18 protein-coding genes are annotated in these 26,035 nt (G+C 61.1%); 5 read left to right on the top strand and 13 right to left on the bottom strand.

Going from position 1 to position 26,035, the window contains the following annotated elements; translation table 11 throughout:
• Positions 1-134 precede the first annotated feature (134 nt).
• From KGA98_RS05835 to KGA98_RS05790, 10 genes are all read right to left on the bottom strand, one after another.
• Positions 135-1,553, bottom strand: a complete 1,419-nt coding sequence (locus KGA98_RS05835) for an FAD-dependent oxidoreductase (protein WP_007997363.1) — start codon at positions 1,551-1,553, stop codon at positions 135-137.
• A gap of 32 nt (positions 1,554-1,585) precedes the next feature.
• The gene (gene gltB, locus KGA98_RS05830) at positions 1,586-6,031 is read right to left on the bottom strand and encodes a glutamate synthase large subunit (RefSeq protein ID WP_223501820.1); all 4,446 of its coding nucleotides are present in this window, start codon (positions 6,029-6,031) and stop codon (positions 1,586-1,588) included.
• Positions 6,032-6,380: 349 nt separating this feature from the next.
• Entirely contained in the window at positions 6,381-7,982 is a 1,602-nt protein-coding gene (locus tag KGA98_RS05825; protein WP_223501819.1) for an AAA family ATPase, read from the bottom strand.
• 10 nt (positions 7,983-7,992) lie between these two features.
• Entirely contained in the window at positions 7,993-9,093 is a 1,101-nt protein-coding gene (gene aroB / locus KGA98_RS05820; protein WP_057712349.1) for a 3-dehydroquinate synthase, read from the bottom strand.
• A 151-nt stretch (positions 9,094-9,244) separates the two neighbouring features.
• On the bottom strand, positions 9,245-9,763 hold the full coding sequence (gene aroK, locus KGA98_RS05815; protein ID WP_057712350.1) for a shikimate kinase AroK: 519 nt from the start codon (positions 9,761-9,763) through the stop codon (positions 9,245-9,247).
• A gap of 4 nt (positions 9,764-9,767) precedes the next feature.
• On the bottom strand, positions 9,768-11,837 hold the full coding sequence (pilQ, locus tag KGA98_RS05810) for a type IV pilus secretin PilQ (RefSeq protein WP_218495245.1): 2,070 nt from the start codon (positions 11,835-11,837) through the stop codon (positions 9,768-9,770).
• 13 nt (positions 11,838-11,850) lie between these two features.
• On the bottom strand, positions 11,851-12,378 hold the full coding sequence (locus KGA98_RS05805) for a pilus assembly protein PilP (RefSeq protein ID WP_223501818.1): 528 nt from the start codon (positions 12,376-12,378) through the stop codon (positions 11,851-11,853).
• On the bottom strand, positions 12,375-12,998 hold the full coding sequence (locus KGA98_RS05800) for a type 4a pilus biogenesis protein PilO (RefSeq protein WP_223501817.1): 624 nt from the start codon (positions 12,996-12,998) through the stop codon (positions 12,375-12,377). The genes KGA98_RS05805 and KGA98_RS05800 overlap by 4 nt, the downstream gene beginning before the upstream one ends.
• A complete protein-coding gene (locus tag KGA98_RS05795; protein WP_223501816.1) occupies positions 12,995-13,561 on the bottom strand; it encodes a PilN domain-containing protein in 567 nt (188 codons plus the stop codon). The genes KGA98_RS05800 and KGA98_RS05795 overlap by 4 nt, the downstream gene beginning before the upstream one ends.
• Positions 13,561-14,625: a pilus assembly protein PilM gene (locus KGA98_RS05790; RefSeq protein ID WP_223501813.1), complete on the bottom strand. Its 1,065-nt coding sequence runs from the start codon at positions 14,623-14,625 to the stop codon at positions 13,561-13,563. The genes KGA98_RS05795 and KGA98_RS05790 overlap by 1 nt, the downstream gene beginning before the upstream one ends.
• Before the next feature lie 219 nt (positions 14,626-14,844).
• Here KGA98_RS05790 and KGA98_RS05785 point away from each other — a divergent pair, with 219 nt between their 5' ends.
• A complete protein-coding gene (locus KGA98_RS05785) occupies positions 14,845-17,283 on the top strand; it encodes a penicillin-binding protein 1A (RefSeq protein WP_411736655.1) in 2,439 nt (812 codons plus the stop codon).
• Between the two features lie 266 nt (positions 17,284-17,549).
• On the opposite strand, the gene KGA98_RS05780 is transcribed toward KGA98_RS05785, so the two are convergent.
• The 3 genes from KGA98_RS05780 to rpmE form a co-directional block, all read right to left on the bottom strand.
• Entirely contained in the window at positions 17,550-18,818 is a 1,269-nt protein-coding gene (locus KGA98_RS05780) for a malic enzyme-like NAD(P)-binding protein (RefSeq protein ID WP_008047852.1), read from the bottom strand.
• 183 nt (positions 18,819-19,001) lie between these two features.
• Positions 19,002-19,790 (bottom strand): thermonuclease family protein, encoded by a 789-nt coding sequence (locus KGA98_RS05775; RefSeq protein WP_223501809.1) that lies wholly within the window; start codon positions 19,788-19,790, stop codon positions 19,002-19,004.
• A 35-nt stretch (positions 19,791-19,825) separates the two neighbouring features.
• The gene (gene rpmE, locus KGA98_RS05770; protein WP_008047849.1) at positions 19,826-20,044 is read right to left on the bottom strand and encodes a 50S ribosomal protein L31; all 219 of its coding nucleotides are present in this window, start codon (positions 20,042-20,044) and stop codon (positions 19,826-19,828) included.
• A gap of 294 nt (positions 20,045-20,338) precedes the next feature.
• On the opposite strand from rpmE, the gene KGA98_RS05765 reads away from it, so the two are divergent.
• The 4 genes from KGA98_RS05765 to hslV all read left to right on the top strand — a co-directional run bounded on the left by KGA98_RS05765 (position 20,339) and on the right by hslV (position 26,025).
• On the top strand, positions 20,339-22,558 hold the full coding sequence (locus KGA98_RS05765) for a primosomal protein N' (RefSeq protein WP_090452665.1): 2,220 nt from the start codon (positions 20,339-20,341) through the stop codon (positions 22,556-22,558).
• Positions 22,559-22,809: 251 nt separating this feature from the next.
• Positions 22,810-24,546: an arginine--tRNA ligase gene (argS, locus tag KGA98_RS05760; RefSeq protein ID WP_223501807.1), complete on the top strand. Its 1,737-nt coding sequence runs from the start codon at positions 22,810-22,812 to the stop codon at positions 24,544-24,546.
• A 1-nt stretch (position 24,547) separates the two neighbouring features.
• Entirely contained in the window at positions 24,548-25,261 is a 714-nt protein-coding gene (locus tag KGA98_RS05755; protein WP_223501805.1) for an SPOR domain-containing protein, read from the top strand.
• A 233-nt stretch (positions 25,262-25,494) separates the two neighbouring features.
• On the top strand, positions 25,495-26,025 hold the full coding sequence (hslV, locus tag KGA98_RS05750) for an ATP-dependent protease subunit HslV (RefSeq protein ID WP_007975582.1): 531 nt from the start codon (positions 25,495-25,497) through the stop codon (positions 26,023-26,025).
• Positions 26,026-26,035 lie beyond the last annotated feature (10 nt).

The following is a 26,035-nucleotide window of genomic DNA, read 5'->3' as shown; positions in this document are numbered from 1 at the left end:
ACACCACGAAACAACTGTGGGAGCGGGCTTGCTCGCGAAGAGGCCGTCACATTCAACAGAAATGTTGACTGACAAACCGCCTTCGCGAGCAAGCCCGCTCCCACATTTGATTGCATTCCAATACAGGAAAGTAATCAGACGCCCAGATAATCCAGGATCCCTTCAGCCGCATTGCGGCCTTCGAAGATCGCCGTCACTACCAGGTCAGAACCGCGAACCATGTCGCCACCGGCGAAGATCTTCGGGTTGCTGGTCTGGTGCTTGTACTGACCTTGCTCAGGCGCCACCACGCGGCCCTGGCTGTCGGTCTGGATTTCGAACTGTTCGAACCACGGTGCCGGGCTCGGACGGAAACCGAAGGCGATAACCACGGCGTCGGCCGGGATGATCTCTTCGGAGCCCGGGATCGGCTCGGGGCTGCGACGGCCACGGGCATCCGGCTCGCCGAGACGGGTCTCGACCACCTTCACGCCTTCGACCTTGTCTTCACCGACAATGGCGATCGGCTGGCGGTTGTAGAGGAACTTCACGCCTTCTTCCTTGGCGTTCTTCACCTCTTTGCGCGAGCCCGGCATGTTCGCTTCGTCACGACGATAGGCGCAGGTCACCGACTTGGCGCCCTGGCGGATCGACGTACGGTTGCAGTCCATCGCCGTGTCGCCACCACCCAGTACCACGACCTTCTTGCCTTTCATGTCGACGAAATCTTCCGGCGACTTTTCAAAGCCAAGGTTGCGGTTGACGTTGGCGATCAGGAAGTCCAGTGCGTCGTACACGCCCGGCAGGTCTTCACCGGCAAAACCGCCCTTCATGTAGGTGTAGGTGCCCATGCCCATGAATACGGCATCGTATTCTTCGAGCAGTTGCTCCATGGTCACGTCCTTGCCCACCTCGGTGTTGAGGCGGAACTCGATGCCCATGCCGCTGAAAACTTCGCGACGATTGCTCAGCACGGTCTTTTCCAGCTTGAACTCGGGGATACCGAAGGTCAGCAGACCGCCGATTTCCGGGTTCTTGTCGAACACCACCGGCGTCACGCCACCGCGCACCAGCACGTCGGCACAACCCAGGCCCGCCGGGCCCGCACCGATGATCGCGACACGCTTGCCGGTCGGCTTGACCTTGGACATGTCCGGGCGCCAGCCCATGGCGAACGCGGTGTCGGTGATGTACTTCTCCACCGAACCGATGGTCACCGCGCCGAAGCCGTCGTTGAGGGTGCAGGCACCCTCGCACAGACGGTCCTGCGGGCACACCCGGCCGCAGACTTCCGGCAGGGTGTTGGTCTGGTGCGACAACTCGGCGGCCTGGAGGATGTTGCCCTCGGCCACCAGTTTCAGCCAGTTGGGAATGAAGTTGTGCACCGGGCACTTCCATTCGCAATACGGGTTACCGCAACCCAGGCAGCGGTGGGCCTGGTCGGCCGACTGCTGGGGTTTGAAGGGTTCGTAGATTTCCACGAACTCTTTCTTGCGTTGACGCAACAGTTTCTTCTTCGGATCCTTGCGCCCGACCTCGATGAACTGGAAGTCATTATTCAGACGTTCAGCCATTTTAAAACCTCATCAAACTCTTCAGGCGCATATCACTGCGGGTTGGCACGGGTGCTGGAAAGCAACGTTTTCAAGCTGGCAGCCTTGGGCTTGACCAACCAGAAACGGCGCAGGTAGTCATCGAGGTTCTCGGCGAGTTCACGACCCCATTCGCTGTCGGTTTCCTCGACGTACTCGTTCAGCACGCGTTGCAGGTGGCTACGGTAGGCTTCCATCGCCTCGCCGCTGATCCGCTGGATTTCCACCAGTTCGTGGTTGACCCGGTCAACGAAGGTGTTGTCCTGGTCGAGCACGTAGGCGAAACCGCCGGTCATGCCAGAGCCGAAGTTGTAACCGGTCTTGCCCAATACGCAGACGAAACCACCGGTCATGTACTCGCAGCAGTGATCGCCAGTGCCTTCCACGACGGTGTGGGCACCGGAGTTACGCACGGCGAAACGCTCGCCCGCGGTGCCGGCGGCAAACAGCTTGCCGCCAGTGGCGCCGTACAGGCAGGTGTTGCCGATGATGGCACTGTCCTGGGTGCGGTAGACACTGCCCTTCGGCGGAACGATCACCAGCTTGCCGCCGGTCATGCCCTTGCCGACGTAGTCGTTGGCATCGCCTTCCAGGTACATGTGCAGGCCACCGGCGTTCCACACGCCGAAGCTTTGCCCGGCCGTGCCTTTGAAGCGGAACGTGACCGGCGCGTTGGCCATGCCCTGGTTGCCGTGCTTGCGCGCGATTTCGCCGGAGATCCGCGCGCCGATGGAACGGTCGCAGTTGCAGATATCCAGGGCGAATTCAGCGCCGCTCAGGTCGTTGATCGCCGAGGTGGCCATATCGACCATTTTCTCGGCCAGCAGGCCCTTGTCGAACGGCGGGTTGCGTTCAACGCCACAGAACTGCGGCTTGTCCGCCGGCACGTGGTCGCTGCCCAGCAATGGAGTCAGGTCCAGGTGATGCTGCTTGGCGGTCTGGCCTTCGAGGACTTCCAGCAGATCGGTACGGCCGATCAGTTCTTCGAGGGAACGCACGCCCAGCTTGGCCAGCCACTCACGGGTTTCTTCGGCGACGTAGGTGAAGAAATTCACCACCATGTCGACGGTACCGATGTAGTGATCCTTGCGCAGCTTCTCGTTCTGGGTCGCGACGCCGGTGGCGCAGTTGTTCAGGTGGCAGATGCGCAGGTATTTGCAGCCCAGGGCGATCATTGGCGCAGTGCCGAAGCCGAAGCTTTCAGCGCCGAGGATTGCCGCCTTGATCACGTCGAGGCCGGTTTTCAGGCCGCCGTCGGTCTGCACCCGCACTTTGCCGCGCAGGTCGTTGCCACGCAGGGTCTGGTGGGTTTCGGCTAGGCCGAGCTCCCACGGAGCGCCCGCGTACTTGATCGAGGTCAGCGGCGACGCGCCGGTGCCGCCGTCGTAGCCGGAGATGGTGATCAAGTCCGCGTAGGCCTTGGCCACACCGGCGGCGATGGTGCCAACGCCGGCTTCTGCTACCAGTTTCACCGAGACCAGTGCCTTCGGGTTGACTTGTTTCAGGTCGAAAATCAGCTGCGACAAGTCTTCGATCGAGTAGATGTCGTGGTGCGGCGGCGGCGAAATCAGGGTCACGCCCGGCACTGCGTAACGCAGTTTGGCGATCAGACCGTTGACCTTGCCACCTGGCAGTTGACCGCCCTCGCCGGGCTTGGCGCCCTGGGCGACCTTGATCTGCAGCACTTCGGCATTGACCAGGTATTCCGGGGTTACACCGAAACGGCCGGTTGCCACCTGCTTGATTTTCGAGCTCTTGATGGTGCCGTAGCGCGCCGGGTCTTCGCCGCCTTCGCCGGAGTTGGAACGCGCACCGAGGCGGTTCATGGCTTCGGCCAGGGCTTCGTGAGCTTCCGGCGACAGGGCGCCCAGGGAGATACCGGCGGAGTCGAAGCGCTTGAGCACCGATTCCAGCGGTTCGATCTCGCTCATATCCAATGGAGTGTCGAGGGTTTTGACTTTCAGCAAGTCGCGGATCATCGACACCGGACGGTTGTCCACCAGCGACGTGTATTCCTTGAACTTGCTGTAGTCGCCCTGCTGCACAGCGGCTTGCAGGGTGTTGACCACGTCCGGGTTGTAGGCGTGGTACTCGCCACCGTGGACGAACTTCAGCAAACCACCCTGCTGGATCGGCTTGCGCGGGCTCCAGGCTTCGGTGGCCAGCGCTTTCTGCTCGGCTTCGATGTCGACGAAACGCGCACCCTTGATGCGGCTCGGCACGCCCTTGAAGCTCAGGTTGCAGACTTCCTCGGACAGGCCGATCGCTTCGAACAGTTGTGCTCCGCGATAGGAGGTGATGGTCGAGATGCCCATCTTCGACAGGATCTTGAGCAGGCCCTTGGTGATGCCTTTACGGTAGTTCTTGAACACCTCATAGAGGTCGCCCAGCACTTCACCGGTACGGATCAGGTCGCCCAGCACTTCGTAGGCCAGGAACGGGTAAACGGCAGAGGCGCCGAAACCGATCAACACGGCGAAGTGGTGCGGATCGCGAGCGGTCGCGGTTTCCACCAGGATGTTGGAATCGCAACGCAGGCCTTTTTCGGTCAGACGGTGGTGCACCGCACCGGTGGCCAGGGAAGCGTGGATCGGCAACTTGCCCGGGGCGATGTGACGGTCACTCAGCACGACCTGGGTACGACCGGCGCGCACGGCTTCTTCAGCCTGATCGGCCACGTTGCGGATCGCCGCTTCGAGGCCGACGCTTTCGTCGTAGTTGAGGTCGATGATCGCGCGCTCGAAGCCCGGACGATCGAGGTTCATCAGCGAGCGCCACTTGGCCGGGGAAATGACCGGCGAGCTGAGGATCACGCGCGAAGCGTGTTCCGGCGACTCCTGGAAGATGTTGCGCTCGGCACCGAGGCAGATTTCCAGCGACATGACGATGGCTTCACGCAGCGGGTCAATCGGCGGGTTGGTGACCTGCGCGAACTGCTGGCGGAAATAGTCGTACGGCGTGCGCACGCGCTGGGACAGCACGGCCATCGGCGTATCGTCACCCATCGAGCCCACGGCTTCGTAGCCTTGCTCGCCGAGCGGACGCAGCACCTGGTCGCGCTCTTCGAACGTGACCTGGTACATCTTCATGTATTGCTTGAGCTGATCGACGTCGTAGAACGCCGAACCGTGGTCGTTGTCTTCCATGGTCGCCTGGATGCGCAGGGCATTCTTGCGCAGCCATTGCTTGTACGGGTGACGGGACTTCAGACGGTTGTCGATCGCATCGGTGTCGAGGATCTGACCGGTTTCGGTGTCCACGGCAAAGATCTGGCCCGGGCCAACGCGCCCCTTGGCGATCACGTCTTCAGGCTGGTAGTTCCAGACGCCGATTTCCGAAGCCAGGGTGATGAAACCGTTCTTGGTGGTGACCCAACGCGCCGGACGCAGACCGTTACGGTCGAGCAGGCACACCGCGTAGCGACCGTCGGTCATTACCACGCCGGCCGGGCCGTCCCACGGTTCCATGTGCATCGAGTTGTATTCGTAGAACGCACGCAGATCCGGGTCCATGGTCTCGACGTTCTGCCACGCAGGCGGAATGATCATCCGCACGCCACGGAACAGGTCGATGCCACCGGTGACCATCAGTTCCAGCATGTTGTCCATGCTCGAGGAGTCGGAACCGACGCGGTTGACCAGCGGGCCGAGTTCTTCCAGGTCCATCAAGTCGTTGGTGAACTTGGTGCGACGAGCCACGGCCCAGTTGCGGTTGCCGGTGATGGTATTGATCTCGCCGTTGTGCGCCAGGAAGCGGAACGGTTGAGCCAGTGGCCATTTCGGCAAGGTGTTGGTGGAGAAGCGCTGGTGGAACACGCAAATCGAGGTTTGCAGGCGCTCATCGCTCAGGTCCGGATAGAAGGCGGTCAAGTCCGCCGGCATCATCAGGCCTTTGTAAATGATGGTCTTGTGGGAAAAGCTGCAGACGTAGTGGTCGGTGTCGGCGGCATTGGCCACGGACGAGCGACGACGGGAGGTGAACAGCTTGACGGCCATGTCCTGATCGCTCAGGCCTTCACCACCGATGAACACTTGCTCGATCTGCGGCAGGCGCTCAAGGGCGAGGCGACCGAGGACGCTGGTGTCGATCGGCACTTTGCGCCAGCCGACCAGTTGCAGACCGGCGGCCAGGATCTCGCGGTTCATGTTCTCGCGAGCGGCTTCGGCCTTGACTGGGTCCTGGTTGAAGAAAACCATGCCCACAGCGTATTGCTTGGGCATTTCGACGCCGAAGGTTTCCTGGGCGATGGCTCGCAGGAACACGTCCGGCTTTTGAATCAGCAGACCGCAACCGTCACCGGTCTTGCCGTCGGCATTAATCCCACCGCGGTGGGTCATGCAGGTCAGGGCCTCGATGGCCGTTTGCAAAAGGGTATGACTGGGCTCGCCCTGCATATGGGCAATCAGGCCGAAACCGCAGTTATCCTTGAATTCATCTGGTTGGTACAGACCTGCTTTCATAGACACTTTCTCACCAGGCTGCTTCTCGCGAAGCAAATTTCTTTTCAATTCAACCACTTACCAACCGCGCCGAACGTACGCCGGCTTTGCGGGGGCAAAAGGGAGGTCATTGTACACACCGACACAGAGGCTCACAAATTTGACGACGAAATGTCGCAAATCTATGTCGCATTTGTGAAAGGTTTAAAGCGATCTGCTGTGCTAGTCAAAACTTTTTTTAATTCTGACCGCAACGACTCAAAGACTACTGTGACGCAGACACCACAAGGCACGCAGCCCGGAAGGTTGCGCGCACTTGTAGAAATTTTGAGGTGCTTGGAGAGGCGGCCTGGGTAAGGCCGCCGAATCTTCAGCGAGTTGTTGCCAGTTCCTGTTGGACGCTGGCGACAGTGCGAGGCCAAGGTTTACCAGCCTGAACCTTCGCTGGCAAGGCCTTGATGGCGGAAACGGCTGCATCACGATTGGCGAAGTTGCCGTAGGTGATCACGTAGAGCGGCTTGCCATTGAGGACTTTCTTGAAATAACGGTACTCGCCGCCCTGCTCCTTGACGAAGCTTTGTGCGGCAGTTTCGGAGCTGGTGCCGAGGATTTGCACTACATAGTTACCCGGTGCCTGACCGGCGTACCAGGTGCCGCCAGCGGCCTTGGCCGCCGGAGCCGGTTTCTCGGCAGGCTTGGCCGCCGCGGCAACGACTGGCTTGGCTGGCGCTGGTGCAGGCTTGGCCACTGGAGCAGGCGCTGGTACAGGCGCTGGCTTGGCGGTGGCGACCTGAGTCGGCGCAGGCGTCGGCTTGGCCGCTGGTGTCGGCGCAGGGCCGGCAGGAACGCCCACAGGCGGCGCAGTGGTGGTCACGGTCGGCGGAGTGGCGCTGGAGCCTTCAACCGGCACCCCGTCGTCACCTTCGGTAATGCCACCTGCCGCTTCAGCCAGCGGACCGCGCATCACCGGTTGCGAGTTACCGACCAACGGCAACGGCATCGGCTGCGTGTTGCCAGCGAACTCTACGGCCGGAGCGCCGCCATTCGCTGTTGGCTGACCCTGGCCAAGCGGCAGTTGCGCCTGTTCATTGGCCGGCGCACCGGTGGTCGGTGCCTTGTTGCGACCTGGAATCAACCAGGCGGCAGCTACCGCGACCACGACCACGGCGGAAATCGCCAACACGTGTTTCTTCGGCATATTGAACCCCATTTTTGGACGCTTGACCGCTGAGCGGCTGGCGATCATGGCTTCGATCATTGCATCGCGGGCGACCTGATTGATGCTGCCAGGCCAACCTTCGGAGCTTTCGTGAATATCAGAGATCTGATCCGCGGTGAAAAGTTCGATACCGCGACCAGCGCCTTCGAGCCGCTGCTCCAGATATTCGCGGGTTTCCTCTTCGGTGTAGGGCTGCAGCTCGATGACGTGGAAACGCTCTTCCTCGAGATGCAAAGCCTCAAGCTGAGCAATCAGCGAGGTCTCACCGAACAGGAACACATGCGGGCGGCCTTCCGGCGCACCGGCAGCCAGGACCATCAGAGCCTCAAGGGCGGACTCGTCGAGTTGTTCGGCGTCATCGACCAGCAGATAGACTTCCTGCCCGGTCAGTGCAAGCTGCACCACCTGGGCCAGAATAGCGTCGGCATCAGCCTGGCCGACGTTCAACGCCTGGGCCACCTGACGCAATACCCCGGCCGCATCGCCGGCGCCGCGGGCAGAAACCACCACGCTTTGGACCGATTGCTTGTTGGTGCTGGCGACCAGAGCCTGACGCAACAGGGTCTTGCCACTGCCTTCTGGGCCAGTGACCACTAGCAGCAACTGACTGTAGCGGGCCAGGTGATGCAGTTGTCCCAGCACGGGTTTGCGCTGGGCCGGGAAAAATTTGAAGCCAGGTACCCGTGGAGCAAAAGGGTCATGACTCAACTGGTAATGGCCGAGGAAGGCCTCGTCGGCATGCAAACTAGTCATTGTGTTCTTATTAACCTTTAAGCTGAGCCAGGGCGCGGTAGTCTGCCCCCAGCGTGGCCTGTAGAACCTCTTTCGGATAATCGTCGGTCACCACCGCTTCACCCATGTGGCGCAGCAGCACCAGGCGTAAACGACCGTCGATCACTTTTTTGTCAATGGACATATGTTCGAGGAAATCGGCTTCTGTCATTTCTTCCGGCGGAACGACCGGCAGCCCCGCACGCTGGAACAGACGAATGCCGCGATCACGCTCCTGCTCGCTGATCCAGCCGAGGCGCGCGGACATTTCCAGCGCCATTACGGTGCCAGCAGCCACTGCCTCACCATGAAGCCACACACCATAGCCCATGTGGGTTTCGATGGCGTGGCCAAAAGTGTGGCCCAGGTTCAGGGTGGCACGCACGCCCGTCTCTTTCTCATCGGCACCGACCACTGCCGCCTTGGCCGCACAGGAACGCTCGATGGCATAGGTCAGGGCTTGCTGGTCCAGATTGCGCAGGCGATCGACGTTGTCTTCGAGCCAGGTCAGGAACGGCTCATCACAGATCAGCCCGTACTTGATGACTTCGGCCAGCCCGGCGGACAGCTCGCGCGCCGGCAGGGTATTGAGGCTGGCGGTATCGATCAGCACCACGTTCGGCTGATAGAAGGCGCCGACCATGTTCTTGCCCAGCGGATGGTTGATCCCGGTCTTGCCGCCCACCGAGGAGTCGACCTGCGACAGCAGCGTGGTCGGAACCTGGATGAAATCGACGCCGCGCTGGTAGCAGGCGGCGGCAAAGCCGGCCATGTCACCGATCACACCGCCGCCAAGGGCGATCACCGTGGTGCGGCGGTCATGCCGGGCGGTCAGCAGACCATCGAAAATCAGTTGCAGGGTTTCCCAGGTCTTGAAGGCTTCGCCGTCGGGCAGTACCACGGAAATCACCGAGAACTGCGCCAGGCTGCGGGTCAGACGCTCGAGATAGAGCGGCGCAACAGTCTCGTTGGAGATGATCGCTACTTGCCGTCCGCGAATGTGCGGGGCTAGCAGCTCGGGCTGATCCAACAAACCTTCGCCAATATGAATCGGGTAGCTGCGCTCGCCTAGATCGACCTTGAGTGTCTGCATGTGTCCCCACAGTGAAGATGGAATCAGGCGTACTGCCTTGAGTTAACGAATATCCACGGCCTCTGCTGGTGTGACGCCGTTCGGTAGCCATCCGCCACAACCTCGAACGGTCATGGCGGGACGCCGAGGATAGCGCATTTCGCGCGGCGCTTTAACGGGGTGGCAACTGCTGCAGACGCTCTAGAATGTCGAGTACGACCATTCGTGGCGGCCGCTCATCGGTTTCGACCACCAGGTCGGCAATTTCCCGATAAAGCGGATCGCGGATCGCCAGCAGATCCCGCAGGGTCTTGGCCGGATCGGCGGTGCGCAGCAATGGCCGATTACGGTCGCGGGACGTGCGGCCGACCTGCTGCTCGACTGACGCATGCAGATAAACCACCCGCCCACCGGCATGCAGTGCCCGACGATTGGCTTCGCGCATGACCGCGCCCCCGCCTGTCGCCAGCACCACACCGTCGCAATCGCACAGCTCGGCAATCATTGCCTGCTCGCGATCACGAAAACCCGGTTCGCCTTCCTTATCGAAGATCCAAGGGATATTGGCGCCCGTGCGCAATTCAATTTCCTTATCGGAATCTTTGAATGGCAGGCGCAGCTCTTTGGCCAGCAACCGGCCGATGGTGCTTTTTCCAGCACCCATCGGTCCAACAAGAATCAAATTTCGCACAGAATCAATGACTCACAGCAATCGCCCGATTATTCATGATACGCGGAGTGAGGAATACCAACAGCTCGGATTTTTTCTCCGAAACCACATCACGCCGGAAAAGGCGGCCAAGATACGGCACATCGCCAAGAAATGGCACCTTATCTACAACCTTGCTCTGAGTATTTGAGAAAACACCACCAATGACGATGGTCTCGCCATCGTTGACCAGGACCTTGGCGTTGACTTCGTTTTTCTTGATGGGGGGTACATCCTGAACCTTGTTCAGGTAGTCCGGTTCGTCCTTGGTCACCTTGACTTCCATGATGATCCGGTTGTCGGGCGTGATCTGCGGTGTCACTTCCAGCGACAGCGAAGCCTCCTTGAACGACACCGAAGTCGCGCCACTGGAGCTGGCTTCCTGATAGGGAATTTCCGTGCCCTTGAGGATTTTGGCGGTTTCCTTGTCGGACGTGACCACCTTGGGCTGCGAGACGATTTCCCCGTTGCCGGTTTTCTCCATGGCCGTCAGCTCCAGGTCCAGCAAGACGTTATCGGTGATGAAGGCGATGCCGATTCCCGAGGTGTTGTTGGCTACGCCCATGTCGACGAACGGTGAGTTGGTGCTGGTACTGCCGGGCGTGCCAATGGTCGATGACCCATTGAGTCCATTGCTGACGCCGGAGGTGTTCCAGTTGCCCTTGTTCTGTATCGAACCACCCCAGCGCACCCCGAGGCTTTTGTCATAGTCGACGTTGGCTTCGACAATGCGCGCCTCGATCATCACCTGACGCACAGGGATATCCAGCTGCGTGACGATCCTGCGCAGCTCATCCAGCCGGTCCTGGGTCTGGTAGGCAATGATGTTGTTGGTGCGTTCATCGACGGTGATTGATCCCCGTTCGTCGGGTTTCGCTTCGGCACTGGTCACCGACTGGAAGAGCTTGGCGATATCCGCCGCCTTGGCGTAATTGACCTGCAACAGCTCCCGACGCAACGGCGCCAGATCGGCAATCTGCTTCTGCGATTCGAGCTCCTGACGCTCACGGGCAGCAATTTCATCGGCCGGCGCAACCAGCAGGACATTGCCGACCTTGCGCTTGTCCAGCCCCTTGGTTTTCAGCACCAGATCCAGCGCCTGATCCCACGGCACGTTCTGCAAGCGCAGGGTAATTCCCCCCTGGACCGTGTCGCTGGCCACCAGATTGAGGTTGGTGAAGTCGGCGATCAGTTGCAGCACCGAGCGCACATCGATGTCCTGGAAGTTCAGCGATAGCTTCTCGCCACTGTAGGCCTGTTGCCCGGCATTGCGTTTTTGCAGTTCGTCGACCGTCGCCGGGCGAACGCTGACCGTGAGCTTATTGTCAGTCTGATAGGTCGAGTAATCGAACGTGCCGCCGGGTTCAATGCTGATGGTGGCTCGATCGCCGCTCGCGCTGGCGTTGACGAACTGCACGGGCGTGGCGAAATCCTTCACGTCCAGACGCACGCGCAATCGCTCGGGCAATAAGGTTTTGGCAAATCCGACGATGATCCTGCCTTCGCGCTCTTGTATGTCGGGGGCAATCGATGGATCCGACAAGTCGATCACCACGTTGCCTTCGCCCTGGGTTCCCCGCTGGAAATCCACACCCCGAATGGCCTTGCCTGCCGTCGCGACGGCTCGTGCCGGAACCGGCGTTGCTGCGGCCGCCGGCCTGGATGTCGACGGTTTGACTCCCTGCCCGACAACGACCAGCAGATTGTTACCTTCTATTCGCGAGTCGTACGGGGCCGGCTGGGTCAGGTTGATGATCAATCGCGTACGGTCCCGGGCCTCCACCACCGTCGCACTTCGGGCATTTCCACTGCCGAGATCGTGAGTCTTGCTCGCCAGCTGACTGGCGACACCCGGCAAATCCAGGGCAATCCGGGCTGGCGAATCCGTCGTGTAGCCGTGGGGCACCGGGGGCGGCGCATCGAACGACAACTTCAACTCGACACGGTCACCCGGCAGCGCTGCGACATCCAGCGCCTTGAGATTGGCCGCTTGTACCATCGGCGACAACAACGCTATCCATAGCGAAAGGCCGACGGTGGAAAGAATCCTGTTCATTATTGGAGTTCCACTATGAGTGCTCTTTCAAAGGGATGGTCCGGGGACGCTCCAGCCACGCACCCTGACCATCAGGGACAATTTCAACCATATCGACTTGAGAGCCACTGATCGCAACGATCCGTCCGTGGTTACGCCCCAGGTAATCGCCGACTTTCAGCCGGTGCACCCCACCCGCCCCGCGCAGCAGGGCATAGGAGCCCGTTGCATTGGAAAGGGTGCCGACCATTTCAAACTGCTCGATGTTGAAGCCTTCGAGGTATTGCTTGACCCGACCCGGGTCGGGTTTGACGTTACCCGAACCCCGCCGCCGGGCCGCCAGATCAGTGCTGATCTGCGGCGAAAACGGGCTGCGCAGATTCGCCGCGTTGTAAGTGAATGCAGGGTAAGACTGGAATACTGGCGTTGGTTCAATCTTCCCTGGCCCTAGCAGGCGCATTTCGTTCATGTATGCGTCCAGATCGGTGTAGTCATCGCCCCCTCCACAACCGGACAGGGCAGCCAGCAACACCACCACCGAAAAACAACGTGCCGGGCTCATTGATGCTGTCCCTTGTCGTTGTAACGGTAGGTCTTGGCGAGGATGGTCAAGCGCAGTTTCGGACCACCCTCAGGGCTGACAGGAGCCAGATCGAAATCGTGCAAGGTAACGATTCGCGGCAACCCGGCCACACCACTGACGAAGGTGGCCAGGTCGTGGTAATCCCCGGTGACCGTGATCTGGATCGGCAGTTCGATGTAGAACGGCTGGGCCACCTCCGGCAGCAACTTGATCTCTTCGAACTCCAGGCCACTGCCGAGGCCCGTACGCGTGATGTCTTCGAGCAAGCCGGGCACTTCGGTATCGCTGGGCAGTTGCCGCAACAGCACGACGAAGGTGTTCTCCATCTCTTTCAACTGCCGGGTATAGAGATCCAGGTTCGCCGCCATGCGGGCCTTGCTGGCGAACTGCTCCTTGAGTGTCGACTCTTCCTCGCGCTTGAGATCGAGCTGGCTCACAAGGTCGCTGGTGGAAAAGTTATAGCTAAAGGCCGGCACCAGAAGCACGAGCAAAGCAGTCACCAGACACTTGATCGCCGGCGGCCAGGCGCCCATGTTGCTGGTATCCAGATCATTGATGTCGATTTTGCGCAGCCCTTCGAACCATTCGGACAGACTCATTTGCCCCCCTCCGGTGTTGCGGGTTGAGTCTGGCGGACGGTCAACTGGAAGACGTTTGCCTGCTCCAACTGGCCGGCAGCCGTGGCCTTGACTTCGGTCAGGCTCGGCGCATCGAACCAGTCTGATGCCTCGAGGTTGCGCATCAATTCTGAAACGCGGTTGTTGGATTGCGCGGCACCGGTGATGGACAAGGTCTTTGCGGTCATTTTCACTTCGGTGAAATACACGCCGTCGGGCAGGGCTCGCGCCAACTGGTCAAATATTCGCCCGCTGATTTGGCGATTGCCTTGCAGGCCCTGGATGACAGCCATGCGCTCGACCAATTGCTGACGGCGCGCCTTGAGATCATTGATCTGGCTGATTCGCTCATCGACCACGGCGACTTGCTTGCCGATGTAATCGTTACGGGCGACTTGCTGGTCGATGGCACCGCTAATGACCCGGTTCGCGACCAGCACCGCCCCCATCGCGCCCACCATTGCCGCCACCAGGATCAGCAGGAAGCGCTTGCGGCGGACTTCACGCCGCTCCTCGCGCCAGGGTAAAAGGTTGATCCGTGCCATCAGTCGAAGCTCCTGAGGGCCAGACCGCAGGCGATCATCAACGCCGGGGCATCACTCGCCAGGGCAGCGCCATTGACCTTGCTGCCCAGAGTCATTTCGCAAAACGGGTTCGCGACCTGGGTCGGCGTGCCCAATTGCTGCTCGATCAAACGGTCCAGCCCCGGGATCGACGCCGTACCGCCGGCCAGCAGGACATGATCGACGGCGCTGTACTGGCCGGAAGCAAGGAAGAAGTGCAACGAGCGCGACACCTGCTGCACCAGCGCCTCTCGAAATGGCTGCAAGACCTCAGCGGCATAGTCATCCGGCAACCCGCCCTTCTTTTGCGCCAGCCCCGCCTGCTCCAGCGTCAGGCCGTAGCGACGCTGGATTTCCTCGGTCAGTTGCCGACCGCCGAACAGCTGTTCGCGGGTGTAGATAATCCGCCCGTTGTGCAGCACGCTCAGGGTGGTCATGGTGGCGCCGATGTCCACCACTGCGACCGTCAAAGGTTTCTCGGAAACCGCGAATCGACTGGCCAGAAGTTCGAATGAACGCTCCAGCGCGTAGGCCTCGACATCGACCACGCGGGCGGTCAGCCCCGCCAGGGCCAGGGCGGCCTCGCGGACTTCGACGTTTTCCTTGCGACAAGCGGCGAGCAGCACGTTGACGCGCTCGGGATTACGCCCGGAGGTGCCCTGGACTTCAAAGTCGATCGCGACTTCGTCCAGGGGATAAGGAATGTACTGGTCAGCCTCGATTTTCAGCTGGTTTTCCATTTCGTCTTCGCAAAGACCGGCATCCATCTCGATGGTCTTGGTGATCACCGCTGAGCCCGCCACGGCCACGGCCACGTTCTTGAGGGCGGTTCTGGCCTTGGCCAGCGCGCGAGTGAGGGCCAGCCCCACACCTTCGAGCTCGGCGATATTCTTTTCGATCACCGCGCCGACCGGCAATGGTTCGACCGCATAGGCCTCGACCCGGTAGCGCTCACCCTGACGGCTCAACTCAAGAAGTTTCACCGAGGTGGAACTGATGTCGATTCCCAGCAGCGTATTGGATTTTTTCTTGAAGAGTCCTGGCACTACCAATTCCCTATGACTTTCCGTGAGTTACGGACTCTGCAATGTCCATTGCGTTCAATCCACCCGTCTTGACAGCAGCGCCAGCCACGCTCCCGATCAGAAAAATGCTTATAATGCCCAGCGTTTTTTTTCCGCTTTTTGCTCAAGCGCGGGTCGTTCTCGTTTAGCCTGAACCCTGTTGCCCAATTCATTTTTTACCCTGGATATCCAAAAGCCTTGATTCGTCTGCTGAAGTTTTTCGGTTGGTCCATCGTCGCGGTTTTCTGCGGACTCCTTCTGGGTCTGAGCGGGGCGTACCTTTACCTTAGTCCCGGACTACCGTCCGTGGAGGCGCTGAGAAGCATCCAGTTGCAGATCCCTTTGCGGGTCTACAGCAGCGATAACAAGTTGATCGCAGAATTTGGCGAAATGCGCCGTACACCGATCCGTTTCGCCGACATTCCCCCCAATTTCATCAATGCGTTACTAAGTGCTGAAGACGACAATTTCGCCAACCACTACGGCGTCGATCCGAGCAGCCTGATGCGTGCCGCGACCCAACTGGTCAAAAGCGGACACATCCAGTCCGGCGGCAGCACGATCACCATGCAGGTGGCGAAGAACTTCTTCCTGACCAGCGAACGCAGCTTTTCACGCAAGACCACCGAGATCCTGCTGGCCCTGCAGATCGAACAGCAGCTGACCAAGGACGAGATCCTCGAGCTGTACGTCAACAAGATCTATCTGGGTAACCGCGCCTACGGCATCGAGGCGGCGGCGCAGGTCTATTACGGCAAATCGATTCGCGATGTCAGCCTGGCGCAGATGGCGATGATCGCCGGCCTGCCCAAGGCGCCGTCGCGCTTCAACCCGCTGGCCAACCCGGCGCGCAGCAAGGAGCGTCGCGACTGGATCCTGGGGCGCATGTACAAGCTCGGAAAAATCAGCGAGGCCGACTACACCACTGCAGTCAACGAGCCACTGAACGCCAGCTATCACGTGCCGACCCCGGAAGTGAACGCCCCGTACATCGCCGAAATGGCCCGTGCCGAAATGGTCGGGCGTTACGGTAGCGACGCGTATACCGAAGGCTTCCGCGTCACGACCACGGTACCGAGCGACCTCCAGGAGCTGGCCAACACCGCGGTCCACGAAGGCCTGATGACCTACGATCAGCGTCACGGCTATCGCGGGCCAGAGTCGCGGCTGCCGGGCAAGACCCGCGAGGCCTGGGCAACCGAGCTGACCAAACAACGCATCATCAGCGGCCTGGAACCGGCCATCGTGACCCAGGTCGACAAGACCGGCCTGCAGGTGCTGACCCGCACCGGCCAGGAACACGTGAACTGGGACACCATGAAGTGGGCCCGGCCGTTCCTGAACACCAACAGCATGGGCGCCAACCCAAAACAACCGTCGGACGTGGCCCAGGTCGGCGATCTGATTCGCGTGCAGCGTCAGCCGGACAATTCGCTGAAGTTCAGCCAGATCCCGCAGGCCCAGGGCGCCCTGGTGTCCCTGGACCCGCAGAACGGCGCCATTCGTTCGCTGGTGGGCGGCTTCGCCTTCGAACAGAGCAACTACAACCGCGCATTGCAGGCCAAGCGCCAGCCGGGCTCGAGCTTCAAACCGTTCGTCTACGCCGCCGCACTGGATAGCGGCTACACCGCCTCCAGCCTGGTGAACGACGCACCGATCGTGTTCGTCGACGAGTACCTGGACAAGGTCTGGCGCCCGAAGAACGACACCAACACCTTCCTCGGCCCGATTCGCCTGCGTGAAGCGCTGTACAAGTCGCGCAACCTGGTGTCGATCCGCTTGCTGCAAGCGATGGGCGTCGGCAAGACCATCGACTACATCACGCGCTTCGGCTTCAACAAACAGGACCTGCCACCCAACCTGTCCCTGGCGCTGGGCACCGCGACCCTGACGCCAATGGAAATCGCCACCGGCTGGAGCGCCTTCGCCAACGGCGGCTACAAGATCACCCCGTACATCATCGACAAGATCGAAAGCCGCAACGGCGACACCCTGTTCGTCGCCAACCCGCCGAGCGTGCCTCAGGGCGGCGCTGCCAGCGATGGCATTGCCGTGCCTACCGCCCAAGCCTTCACGGTCAACGCAACGCCGGGCGAGGCACCGGGCACTACGCCGACACCACAAGCACCCGCCGTGGCCGAACGCATCGTTGATGGGCGCACCACGTACATCCTCAACAGCATGCTTGAGGATGTAATCAAGCTCGGCACCGGTCGCCGCGCGCTCGCCCTGGGCCGCCCTGACATTGCCGGCAAGACCGGTACGACCAACGAATCCAAGGACGCCTGGTTCTCCGGCTACAACGCCGATTACGTGACGACCGTGTGGACCGGCTTCGATCAACCGGAAAGCCTGGGTCGCAAGGAATTCGGCGGCACCGTCGCGCTGCCGATCTGGATGAACTACATGGGCGCCGCGCTCAAAGGCAAACCACCGCATACTCAACCGGAGCCCGAAGGCATCCTCAGCCTGCGAGTCGATCCGATCAGCGGTCGCGCGGCCAGCCCGGGCACCCCGGGGGCCTACTTTGAACTGTTCAAGGTCGAAGATACGCCACCGTCCGGGAACGAGCTGGGCAACGGTCTGGCACCTGGCAGCCCGCTGCCGGCGGATGAAGCGGCGCCGATCGATTTGTTCTGATCACGGCAATATTAAAACGCCCTGCCTTCGAGAGAAGAGCGGGGCTTTTTATTGCCTGCCGGCTTTGATGTTGGCCGACCCGGCCTCTTCGCGAGCAAGCCCGCTCCCACAGGATTGGAGGCGAACACAAAACCTGTACTCACCCTCGTCCAATGTGGGAGCGGGCTTGCTCGCGAAGAGGCCATCAGAAACCCCACAAAACCTTCAGGCACAAAAAAGCCCCGACTCTCACAAGCCGGGGCTTTTCGTTGAAGCGCTACAACGGCTTAGCCGTTGAACACGTCATCCACGCTTTTGAGCGGGTAGTTCTTCGGATACGGCAGGGTCGCCACGCCGGTCTCGATGGCAGCTTTGGCCACGGCATCGGAGATCAGGGTGATCAGACGGGCATCCATTGGCTTCGGAATGATGTACTCACGACCGAATTCCAGCTTGATGCCGCCGTAGGCGTCGCACACTTCCTGAGGTACCGGCAGCTTGGCCAGTTCACGCAGGGCGTTGGCCGCAGCTACTTTCATTTCTTCGTTGATGCGCTTGGCGCGAACGTCCAGGGCACCGCGGAAGATGAACGGGAAGCCCAGTACGTTGTTGACCTGGTTCGGGTAGTCGGAACGACCGGTGGCCATGATCACGTCGCTACGGGTAGCGTGCGCCAGCTCCGGGGAGATTTCCGGATCAGGGTTCGAGCAGGCGAACACGATCGGGTTAGGCGCCATGGACAGCAGGCCTTCAGCGCTCAGCAGGTTCGGGCCGGACAGGCCTACGAACACGTCAGCGCCTTGCAGGGCGTCAGCCAGGGTGCGCTTGTCGGTCGCGTGAGCGAACACCGCCTTGTACTGGTTCAGGTCGTCACGGCCGGAGTGGATCACGCCGGTACGGTCGACCATGTAGATGTTTTCGATGTTGGCGCCCATGCTCACCAGCAACTTCATGCAGGAGATGGCGGCAGCGCCGGCACCCAGGCAGACGATCTTGGCTTCCGGCAGGGTTTTGCCAGCGATTTCCAGGGCGTTGATCATGCCGGCGGCGGTCACGATAGCGGTGCCGTGCTGGTCATCGTGGAATACCGGAATATCGCACTGCTCGATCAGAGCGCGCTCGATTTCAAAGCACTCTGGTGCCTTGATGTCTTCCAGGTTGATGCCACCGAAGGTGATGGAGATGCGCTTGACGGTGTCGATGAAGGCTTGCGGGCTTTCAGAGTCGACTTCGATGTCGAAAACGTCGATGCCGGCGAAGCGCTTGAACAGTACGCCTTTGCCTTCCATCACTGGCTTGGAAGCCAATGGGCCGAGGTTACCCAGACCGAGAATCGCGGTGCCATCGGAAATGACTGCAACCAGGTTGCCTTTGCCGGTGTACTTGTAGGCCAGTTCAGGATCGCGGGCGATCTCGCGTACTGGTTCGGCTACGCCCGGGCTGTAGGCCAGCGACAGGTCGCGAGCGGTAGCAGTGGCCTTGGTGAGCTCGACACTCAGCTTCCCTGGACGAGGATTGGCGTGATATTCGAGAGCGGCAGTTTTCAGATCAGACATTTTGGCATTCCGCTTTTTACTGTTGGACAGACTGGTCAGCGAGGATACGCGCCTCGCAAAGTCCCCACAAGACTGACTGGTCACCCCTGTCAAGCGCCCGGCCCTACGACTTTGGGCCAAGAGCCACGGCATACAAGGGTTAGACTGTTCACAATCAGCGCAAAAAATGTCTACAATTTTTTATCACTGCACGACTTGAAACATCGCCGGGTCGGTCAAGGGCAACATCCAGCGCGCCTGACCTTCTTTCAGTCCGCCACGTCGCGAACGATCCAGCACCCAACCGCGCGCCTCGATCTGCTTGCCTTCGAGCCTTTCCAGCAAGGCCGCATCAAACCGCCCCAACAGATTGGGTGCAACGCGCAATACAACCGAATCCTGTAACTCGATCCAAACCCCGCCACGATTGCGTTGAACCTTGCTCACACGACCGCTGAGCACGGCGAAACCGGAAGTGCTGATCTGCTCCGCCTTCAGTACAGGCGACTGGCGCCATACACCGAGCCCGGCCTGTCGAGCGCTGGTTTCTGCAGCTTGCTGACAGGCGACCAGATCGACATTCGGCGCCACGGCCACCTGAAAACCCAGGCCTTCGGCGAGCATTTGCGCTTCGAGGTTGGCGCCATTGGCACCGTAGACATGAGCCAGGGTGCGGCCGTAATGGTCCTTGCCTTCTTTGCCAGGCAGCAAACCAACTTGCCCGTCACTCGCCGCCACCAAGGCTTCGAGTCGCTTGCGCGCGACCACGGCGAACGGTTCGTCGGAACGGCCATTCTTGCCCAGCTCCGGCGTGTTCAAGCCGATCATGCGCACACTGCGGCCATCGCTCAGGCGCAGGGTGTCGCCGTCCACCACCCGCTGCACCGCGACGGGCGCCAGGCCGCTGGGTGCAGGGCAAAATGCCTGGGCGCCGGATAGCCAAATCGCGGACATAAAAAAGGCGCCCGCGAGGGACGCCTTTTTCATCAGCATGGAAAAACCGGAACGGCTTCCCAAGTTGATTGGCCTTAGGCCTTTTTCGCGCCGAAAGCACCGAAACGGTCGGCGAAGCGCTGTACGCGGCCGCCAGTGTCCAGAGTCTTCTGCTTACCGGTGTAGAACGGGTGGCATTCGTTGCAAACGTCGATCGCCAGGGCTTTGCCGAAGGTCGAACGGGTTTCGAACTTGTTGCCGCAGCTGCAGGTAACAGCAACTGCTGGGTATTCTGGATGGATATCAGCTTTCATGGTGTCTTCCTCAGGCTAGCGTGCCGCCACCCAACACTATTGTTGAATACCGCACGTAATTAGGCCGCGGATTCTACCAGACAATGCCAATCACGCAAGCTGTCCCTGAGACCGACCGTCTGCTAGGCTCCCGGCCTCAAGCGCATTCCCATGTGGGAGCGGGCTTGCTCGCGAAAGCGGTGTGTCAGGCGATAAATGCGTTGACTGACACTCCTTCTTCGCGAGCAAGCCCGCTCCCACAATTGATCTGCGTCCACCCCTTCTTTTGTTGCCTGCTAATCGAGATCCCCCCGCGTGCCCGACGCCATTTTGCGCCTCGCCCTGCCTTCGCCGCTGCGCCGCCTGTTCGACTACCGCGCTCCGGCCGGCGTCCTGCGCGCCCAGTTGCACCCCGGCATGCGCCTGCGGGTACCGTTCGGCCGACGGGAGATGATCGGTATTCTGGTGGAAGTCACCGACACCAGCGAAGTGCCGGTCGAGAAACTCAAGCCGGCCCTGGCCCTGCTCGACGCTACGCCACCGCTGCCGCCCGCGCTGTTCAAGCTGTGCCTGTGGACGTCCCAGTATTACCAGCACAGCCTCGGCGACACCTTGAGCTGGGCGCTGCCGGTTTTACTGCGCCAGGGTGAATTAGCCGAAGCACGCCAGGAGCGCTTCTGGTCCGCCGCCCCTGGGGCCAGCCTCGACGATCCGCGCATCGCCCGCGCCCCGCGCCAGCGTGAAGCCCTGGCCACGCTGGCCCAACATCCCCATGGCGTCGCCCATCAATTGCTGAGCAAACTGATGCTGAGCAAGGACAGCCTGGATTTGCTGCTGGCCAAGGACCTGGTGCAGGTCGAGATCCGCCGGCACGCCCCGGGCGCACGCCACGAACACTGGCTGGCGCAACCGGAACTCCCCCTAAACCCGGAGCAGCGCGCCGCCTATGAGGCGATTCGCGCCGGCTTCGACAGTTATCACGCGTTCCTGCTGGCCGGCGTCACCGGCAGCGGCAAGACCGAAGTCTATCTGCAGTTGATCCGCGAAACCCTCGAGGCCGGCAAGCAGGCGCTGGTGCTGATCCCGGAAATCAACCTCGGCCCGCAGACCCTGGCGCGCTTCGAACAGCGTTTCAATGCCCGTATCGCGCTGATCCATTCGGCGGTCAATGACCGCGAACGCCTCGAGGCCTGGCTGGCCGCGCGGGACGGTGAGGCCGACATCATTATCGGCACCCGCTCGGCCCTGTTCACACCGATGAAGAACCCCGGCCTGATCATCATCGACGAAGAGCACGACGGCTCCTATAAACAGCAGGAAGGTTTGCGCTACCACGCCCGTGATCTGGCATTGGTGCGGGCGCGACAGGAAAACATCCCGATCGTCCTCGGTTCCGCCACCCCTTCGCTGGAAAGCCTGCACAACGCCTACACCGGCCGCTACGGGCTACTGCGCTTGAACGAGCGAGCCGGCGGCGCCAAACAACCGCGCTTCCTGCGTCTGGACGTGAAAAGCCGCCCGCTGGACAGCGGCATTTCCGGGCCGATGCAACAAGCCATCGGCCAGACTCTGGCCGCCGGACAGCAAGTCCTGGTGTTCCTCAACCGCCGCGGCTTCGCCCCGACCCTGCTGTGTCATGACTGTGGCTGGATGTCCGAGTGCCAGCGCTGTGACGCGCGAATGACCGTGCACCAGCGTTACGGCGAGTTGCGCTGCCACCATTGCGGCTACGTCGAACGCGTGCCGCGCCAGTGCCCGAAGTGCAACAAGGTCGATCTGCGCCCCGTTGGCGCCGGCACCGAACGGGCCGAGGAGCGCCTGGCGATTCTGTTCCCGGACTATCCGGTGCTGCGGGTCGACCGCGACAGCACATCGCGCAAGGATGCGATGAACCAGTTGTTCGCGACCATTCAAAAAGGCCAGCCGTGCATCCTGATCGGCACGCAGATGCTTGCCAAAGGTCACCACTTTCCACGGGTGACGCTGGTGTCGATCCTCGACGCCGACGGCGGCCTGTTCTCCGGCGACTTCCGCGCCAGCGAGCGCATGGCTCAATTGATCGTGCAGGTCGCCGGCCGCGCAGGTCGCGCCGAAGAGCCGGGCAAGGTGATTATCCAGACGCACCTGGCCGACCACCCGCTGCTGGTGCAATTGACCGAGCAAGGCTATTTCGCCTTTGCCGAACAGGCCTTGAGCGAACGCCGCGCGGCCGGACTGCCGCCGTTTGCGCACCTGGCGCTGCTGCGGGCCGAGGCGCATAAACCGGGTCAGGCCGAAGGCTTCCTGGATGAGGCTTGCAGCGAGGCGGAGCGTTTGCTGGCCGAGCAGAATCTGACCGGGATCGAGTTATTGGGACCGGTCCCGGCACCGATGGAGCGCCGGGCCGGGCGTTATCGTGCACAGCTGTTGGTACAGGCTACGGCGCGAGCACCCTTGCATCGATTGCTGGCCAGTTGGTTGCTGGTGCTGGAGCAGATGCCGAGCGGGCGGGCGGTGCGTTGGTCTTTGGATGTCGACCCCGTAGATCTATATTGATTTTGAGATCGCTTTCGCGAGCAAGCCCGCTCCCACAGTGGTTCTCGGGTGGAACTAAATTTTGTATCCACCTCAAAACCTGTGGGAGCGGCGGTGCGACGATTCGACTTGCTCGCGAAGAGGCCCTAATTGTCACCACACATCCACATCCTGCCTGCTAAGGTTGGCAAGCCCGTCTTCGCAACGGATAATGCCCAGTTTTTCCACCAGCGCATGATGCGCCGCCGCGCCTGCGGTCGAAAGAGAAGACCATGAAAGACACCATTCGCCAGCTGATCCAACAAGCCATCACCCAACTCGTCAACGAAGGTGTGTTGCCTGAAGGCCTGTCGCCGGCGATCCAGGTGGAAAACTCCCGCGACAAGAAGAACGGCGATTTCGCCAGCAACATCGCCATGATGCTGGCCAAGCCCGCCGGCATGAAGCCCCGCGACCTGGCGGAAAAAATCATCGCCGCCCTGCCGGCTGACGAAAATGTCGCCAAGACCGAAATCGCCGGCCCGGGCTTCCTGAACTTCTTCCAGAACACCGACGCCCTGGCCGCACGCCTGGACGCGGCCCTGGCCGACACCCACATCGGCGTGCGCAAGGCCGGCCCGGTGCAGCGCACCGTGGTCGACCTGTCGGCGCCGAACCTGGCCAAGGAGATGCACGTCGGTCACCTGCGCTCGACCATCATCGGCGACGGCGTGGCCCGCGTGCTGGAGTTCCTCGGCGACACCGTGATCCGTCAGAACCACGTCGGCGACTGGGGCACCCAGTTCGGCATGCTGATGGCTTACCTGCAGGAAAACCCGATCACCAGCGACGAGCTGTCGGACCTGGAGAACTTCTACCGCGCCGCCAAGCAACGCTTCGACGAATCCGAAGAGTTCGCCGACCGTGCCCGTGGCCTGGTGGTCAAGTTGCAGGCCGGCGACGCCGATTGCCTGGCCCTGTGGACCAAGTTCAAGGACATCTCGCTGTCCCACTGCCAGAAGATCTACGAACTGCTCAACGTTAAACTGACCATGGCCGACGTGATGGGCGAAAGCGCCTACAACGACGACCTGATCAACGTGGTCAACGACTTGAAGGCCGCTGGCATGCTGGTCGAGAGCAACGGCGCCCAGTGCGTGTTTCTCGACGAGTTCAAGAACGCCGACGGCGACCCGCTGCCGGTGATCATCGTCAAGGCTGACGGCGGCTACCTCTACGCCACCACCGACCTGGCGGCCGTGCGCTACCGCAGCGGCAAGCTCAAGGCCGATCGTGCGCTGTACTTCGTCGACCAGCGTCAGGCCCTGCACTTCCAGCAAGTGTTCGCCGTGGCGCGCAAGGCCGGTTTCGTGACCCATCCGATGGAAATGGAACACATGGGCTTCGGCACCATGAACGGCGCGGACGGTCGTCCGTTCAAAACCCGTGATGGCGGCACCGTGAAGCTGATCGACCTGCTGACCGAAGCCCAGGAGCGCGCCTACACCCTGGTCAAGGACAAGAACCCGGAACTTGCCGAAGCCGAGTTGCGCAACATCGCCAAGGTGGTGGGCATCGGCGCAGTGAAGTACGCCGACCTGTCCAAGCACCGCACCAGCGACTACAGCTTCAACTTCGACCTGATGCTCAACTTCGAAGGCAACACCGCGCCGTACCTGCTGTACGCCTACACCCGCGTGGCCGGTGTGTTCCGCAAGCTCGGCAAGGACTTCAGTGAAGTCGACGGCCAGATCGTCCTCGAAGCGGCACACGAACATGAACTGGCGGCGAAGCTCGCGCAGTTTGGCGAAATCCTGAACAACGTGTCCGAAAAAGGCACCCCGCACATCCTTTGCACTTACCTGTACGACGTCGCCGGCCTGTTCTCCAGCTTCTACGAGAACTGCCCGATCCTCGCCGCCGATACCCCGGCACAAATGCAGAGCCGCCTGCGCCTCGCCGCGCTGACCGGACGCACCCTCAAGCAAGGCCTGGAACTCTTGGGCCTGGAAACTCTGGAGCGTATGTAAGTTGGCTGCCAAGAAAAAACCTGCACCCAAGCGTGGCGCCAGCCGTTACCAAGCTCCTGCAAAGCAACCGATTCCGGGTTGGTTGTGGATGGTCATCGGCCTCACGGTCGGTGCGTTCCTTGTGTTTTTGATGAAACTGGAGCCGGGCAAGGGCAGCGACACGGTCAAGCGTGAAAAGGTCGAGCAACAGCAACAGCAGAAAGCCAGCAAGATCGCCGAGGCCAACAAGACCCCGCCGAGCCCGACGCAACCGGTGAAGCCGAAGTACGACTTCTACACCTTGTTGCCGGAATCGGAAGTCATCGTGCCGCCGGATGCCGTGCCGGAAAAAACTCTGCCGACGCCGCAAGTGCCTGCCATCCCGACCACGCCGGTCACCCCGGCCGAAGCGGCGAAGATCGACACCGCACGGGCCCAGGCTGCCTTGGCCGGGATTACTCCGCCTCCTGCACCACCGGTCAAGGCTGCGCCCGTGACCAAGTTCTTCCTGCAGGCCGGTTCGTTCCGCAAAGAAGCTGACGCGGACAAGGTTCGCGCGCAGATCATCCTGCTTGGTCAGGCTGTGGCGGTTGAGTCCGGGACGGTGAAGGACGAAACCTGGTATCGGGTATTGGTCGGACCGTTCAGCAACCGTGAGCAACTGACCACTGCGCAGAAGCAACTGGCTGGCGCAGGTTTCAGCAATCTGCTGTTACAACAACGCCAGAGCCGCTGATCGATTGCCCCAGACACCGCGTCATCGTTCTTCGCGAGCAAGCCCGCTCCCACATTCGACCGCATTCCAATGTGGGAGCGGGCTTGCTCGCGAAGGCGCCCTGGTAAACACCACAGACTCCATCTGACTCACACCGCTCGTCCCCCGCCGCGTCCTACAGTTGAAATCCACTCCAGCACCCCCATATGAATGGGCATAAGGCATTTTCGCCCCGCTGCGTGGAGACTCTTCCCTTGACCACCATCGTTTCAGTTCGCCGCCACGGCAAAGTCGTCATGGGCGGCGACGGCCAGGTTTCCCTTGGTAATACCGTGATGAAAGGCAACGCGAAAAAAGTTCGCCGCCTGTACCACGGTCAGGTCATCGCCGGTTTTGCCGGTGCCACCGCTGACGCCTTTACCCTCTTCGAACGCTTCGAAGGCCAGCTTGAAAAACACCAGGGTCACCTGGTGCGCGCCGCCGTCGAACTCGCCAAAGAATGGCGCACCGACCGCTCCCTGAGCCGCCTTGAAGCCATGCTCGCGGTCGCCAACAAGGACGCCTCCCTGATCATCACCGGCAACGGCGATGTGGTTGAGCCCGAAGACGGCCTGATCGCCATGGGTTCCGGTGGCGCCTACGCCCAGGCCGCGGCCAGCGCGCTGCTGAAAAAGACCGACCTGTCAGCCCGGGAAATCGTCGAAACCGCCCTCGGTATCGCCGGCGACATCTGTGTATTCACCAACCACACCCAGACCATTGAGGAGCAGGACTGCGCCGAGTAAGCCCGTGCAG

The sequence above is a fragment of the Pseudomonas sp. BF-R-24 genome (assembly GCF_019947335.1).
Classification (GTDB): domain Bacteria; phylum Pseudomonadota; class Gammaproteobacteria; order Pseudomonadales; family Pseudomonadaceae; genus Aquipseudomonas; species Aquipseudomonas jessenii.
This window is presented reverse-complemented; position numbering and strand designations above follow the sequence as displayed.

Bases quoted from the DNA above. Each gene is read 5' to 3' on its own strand.
- KGA98_RS05835 (WP_007997363.1), bottom strand. From the start codon at position 1,553: ATGGCTGAACGTCTGAATAATGACTTCCAGTTCATCGAGGTCGGGCGC.
- gltB (WP_223501820.1), bottom strand. From the start codon at position 6,031: ATGAAAGCAGGTCTGTACCAACCAGATGAATTCAAGGATAACTGCGGT.
- KGA98_RS05825 (WP_223501819.1), bottom strand. From the start codon at position 7,982: ATGACTAGTTTGCATGCCGACGAGGCCTTCCTCGGCCATTACCAGTTG.
- aroB (WP_057712349.1), bottom strand. From the start codon at position 9,093: ATGCAGACACTCAAGGTCGATCTAGGCGAGCGCAGCTACCCGATTCAT.
- pilQ (WP_218495245.1), bottom strand. From the start codon at position 11,837: ATGAACAGGATTCTTTCCACCGTCGGCCTTTCGCTATGGATAGCGTTG.
- KGA98_RS05805 (WP_223501818.1), bottom strand. From the start codon at position 12,378: ATGAGCCCGGCACGTTGTTTTTCGGTGGTGGTGTTGCTGGCTGCCCTG.
- KGA98_RS05800 (WP_223501817.1), bottom strand. From the start codon at position 12,998: ATGAGTCTGTCCGAATGGTTCGAAGGGCTGCGCAAAATCGACATCAAT.
- KGA98_RS05795 (WP_223501816.1), bottom strand. From the start codon at position 13,561: ATGGCACGGATCAACCTTTTACCCTGGCGCGAGGAGCGGCGTGAAGTC.
- KGA98_RS05780 (WP_008047852.1), bottom strand. From the start codon at position 18,818: ATGTCTGATCTGAAAACTGCCGCTCTCGAATATCACGCCAATCCTCGT.
- KGA98_RS05775 (WP_223501809.1), bottom strand. From the start codon at position 19,790: ATGCTGATGAAAAAGGCGTCCCTCGCGGGCGCCTTTTTTATGTCCGCG.
- rpmE (WP_008047849.1), bottom strand. From the start codon at position 20,044: ATGAAAGCTGATATCCATCCAGAATACCCAGCAGTTGCTGTTACCTGC.
- argS (WP_223501807.1), top strand. From the start codon at position 22,810: ATGAAAGACACCATTCGCCAGCTGATCCAACAAGCCATCACCCAACTC.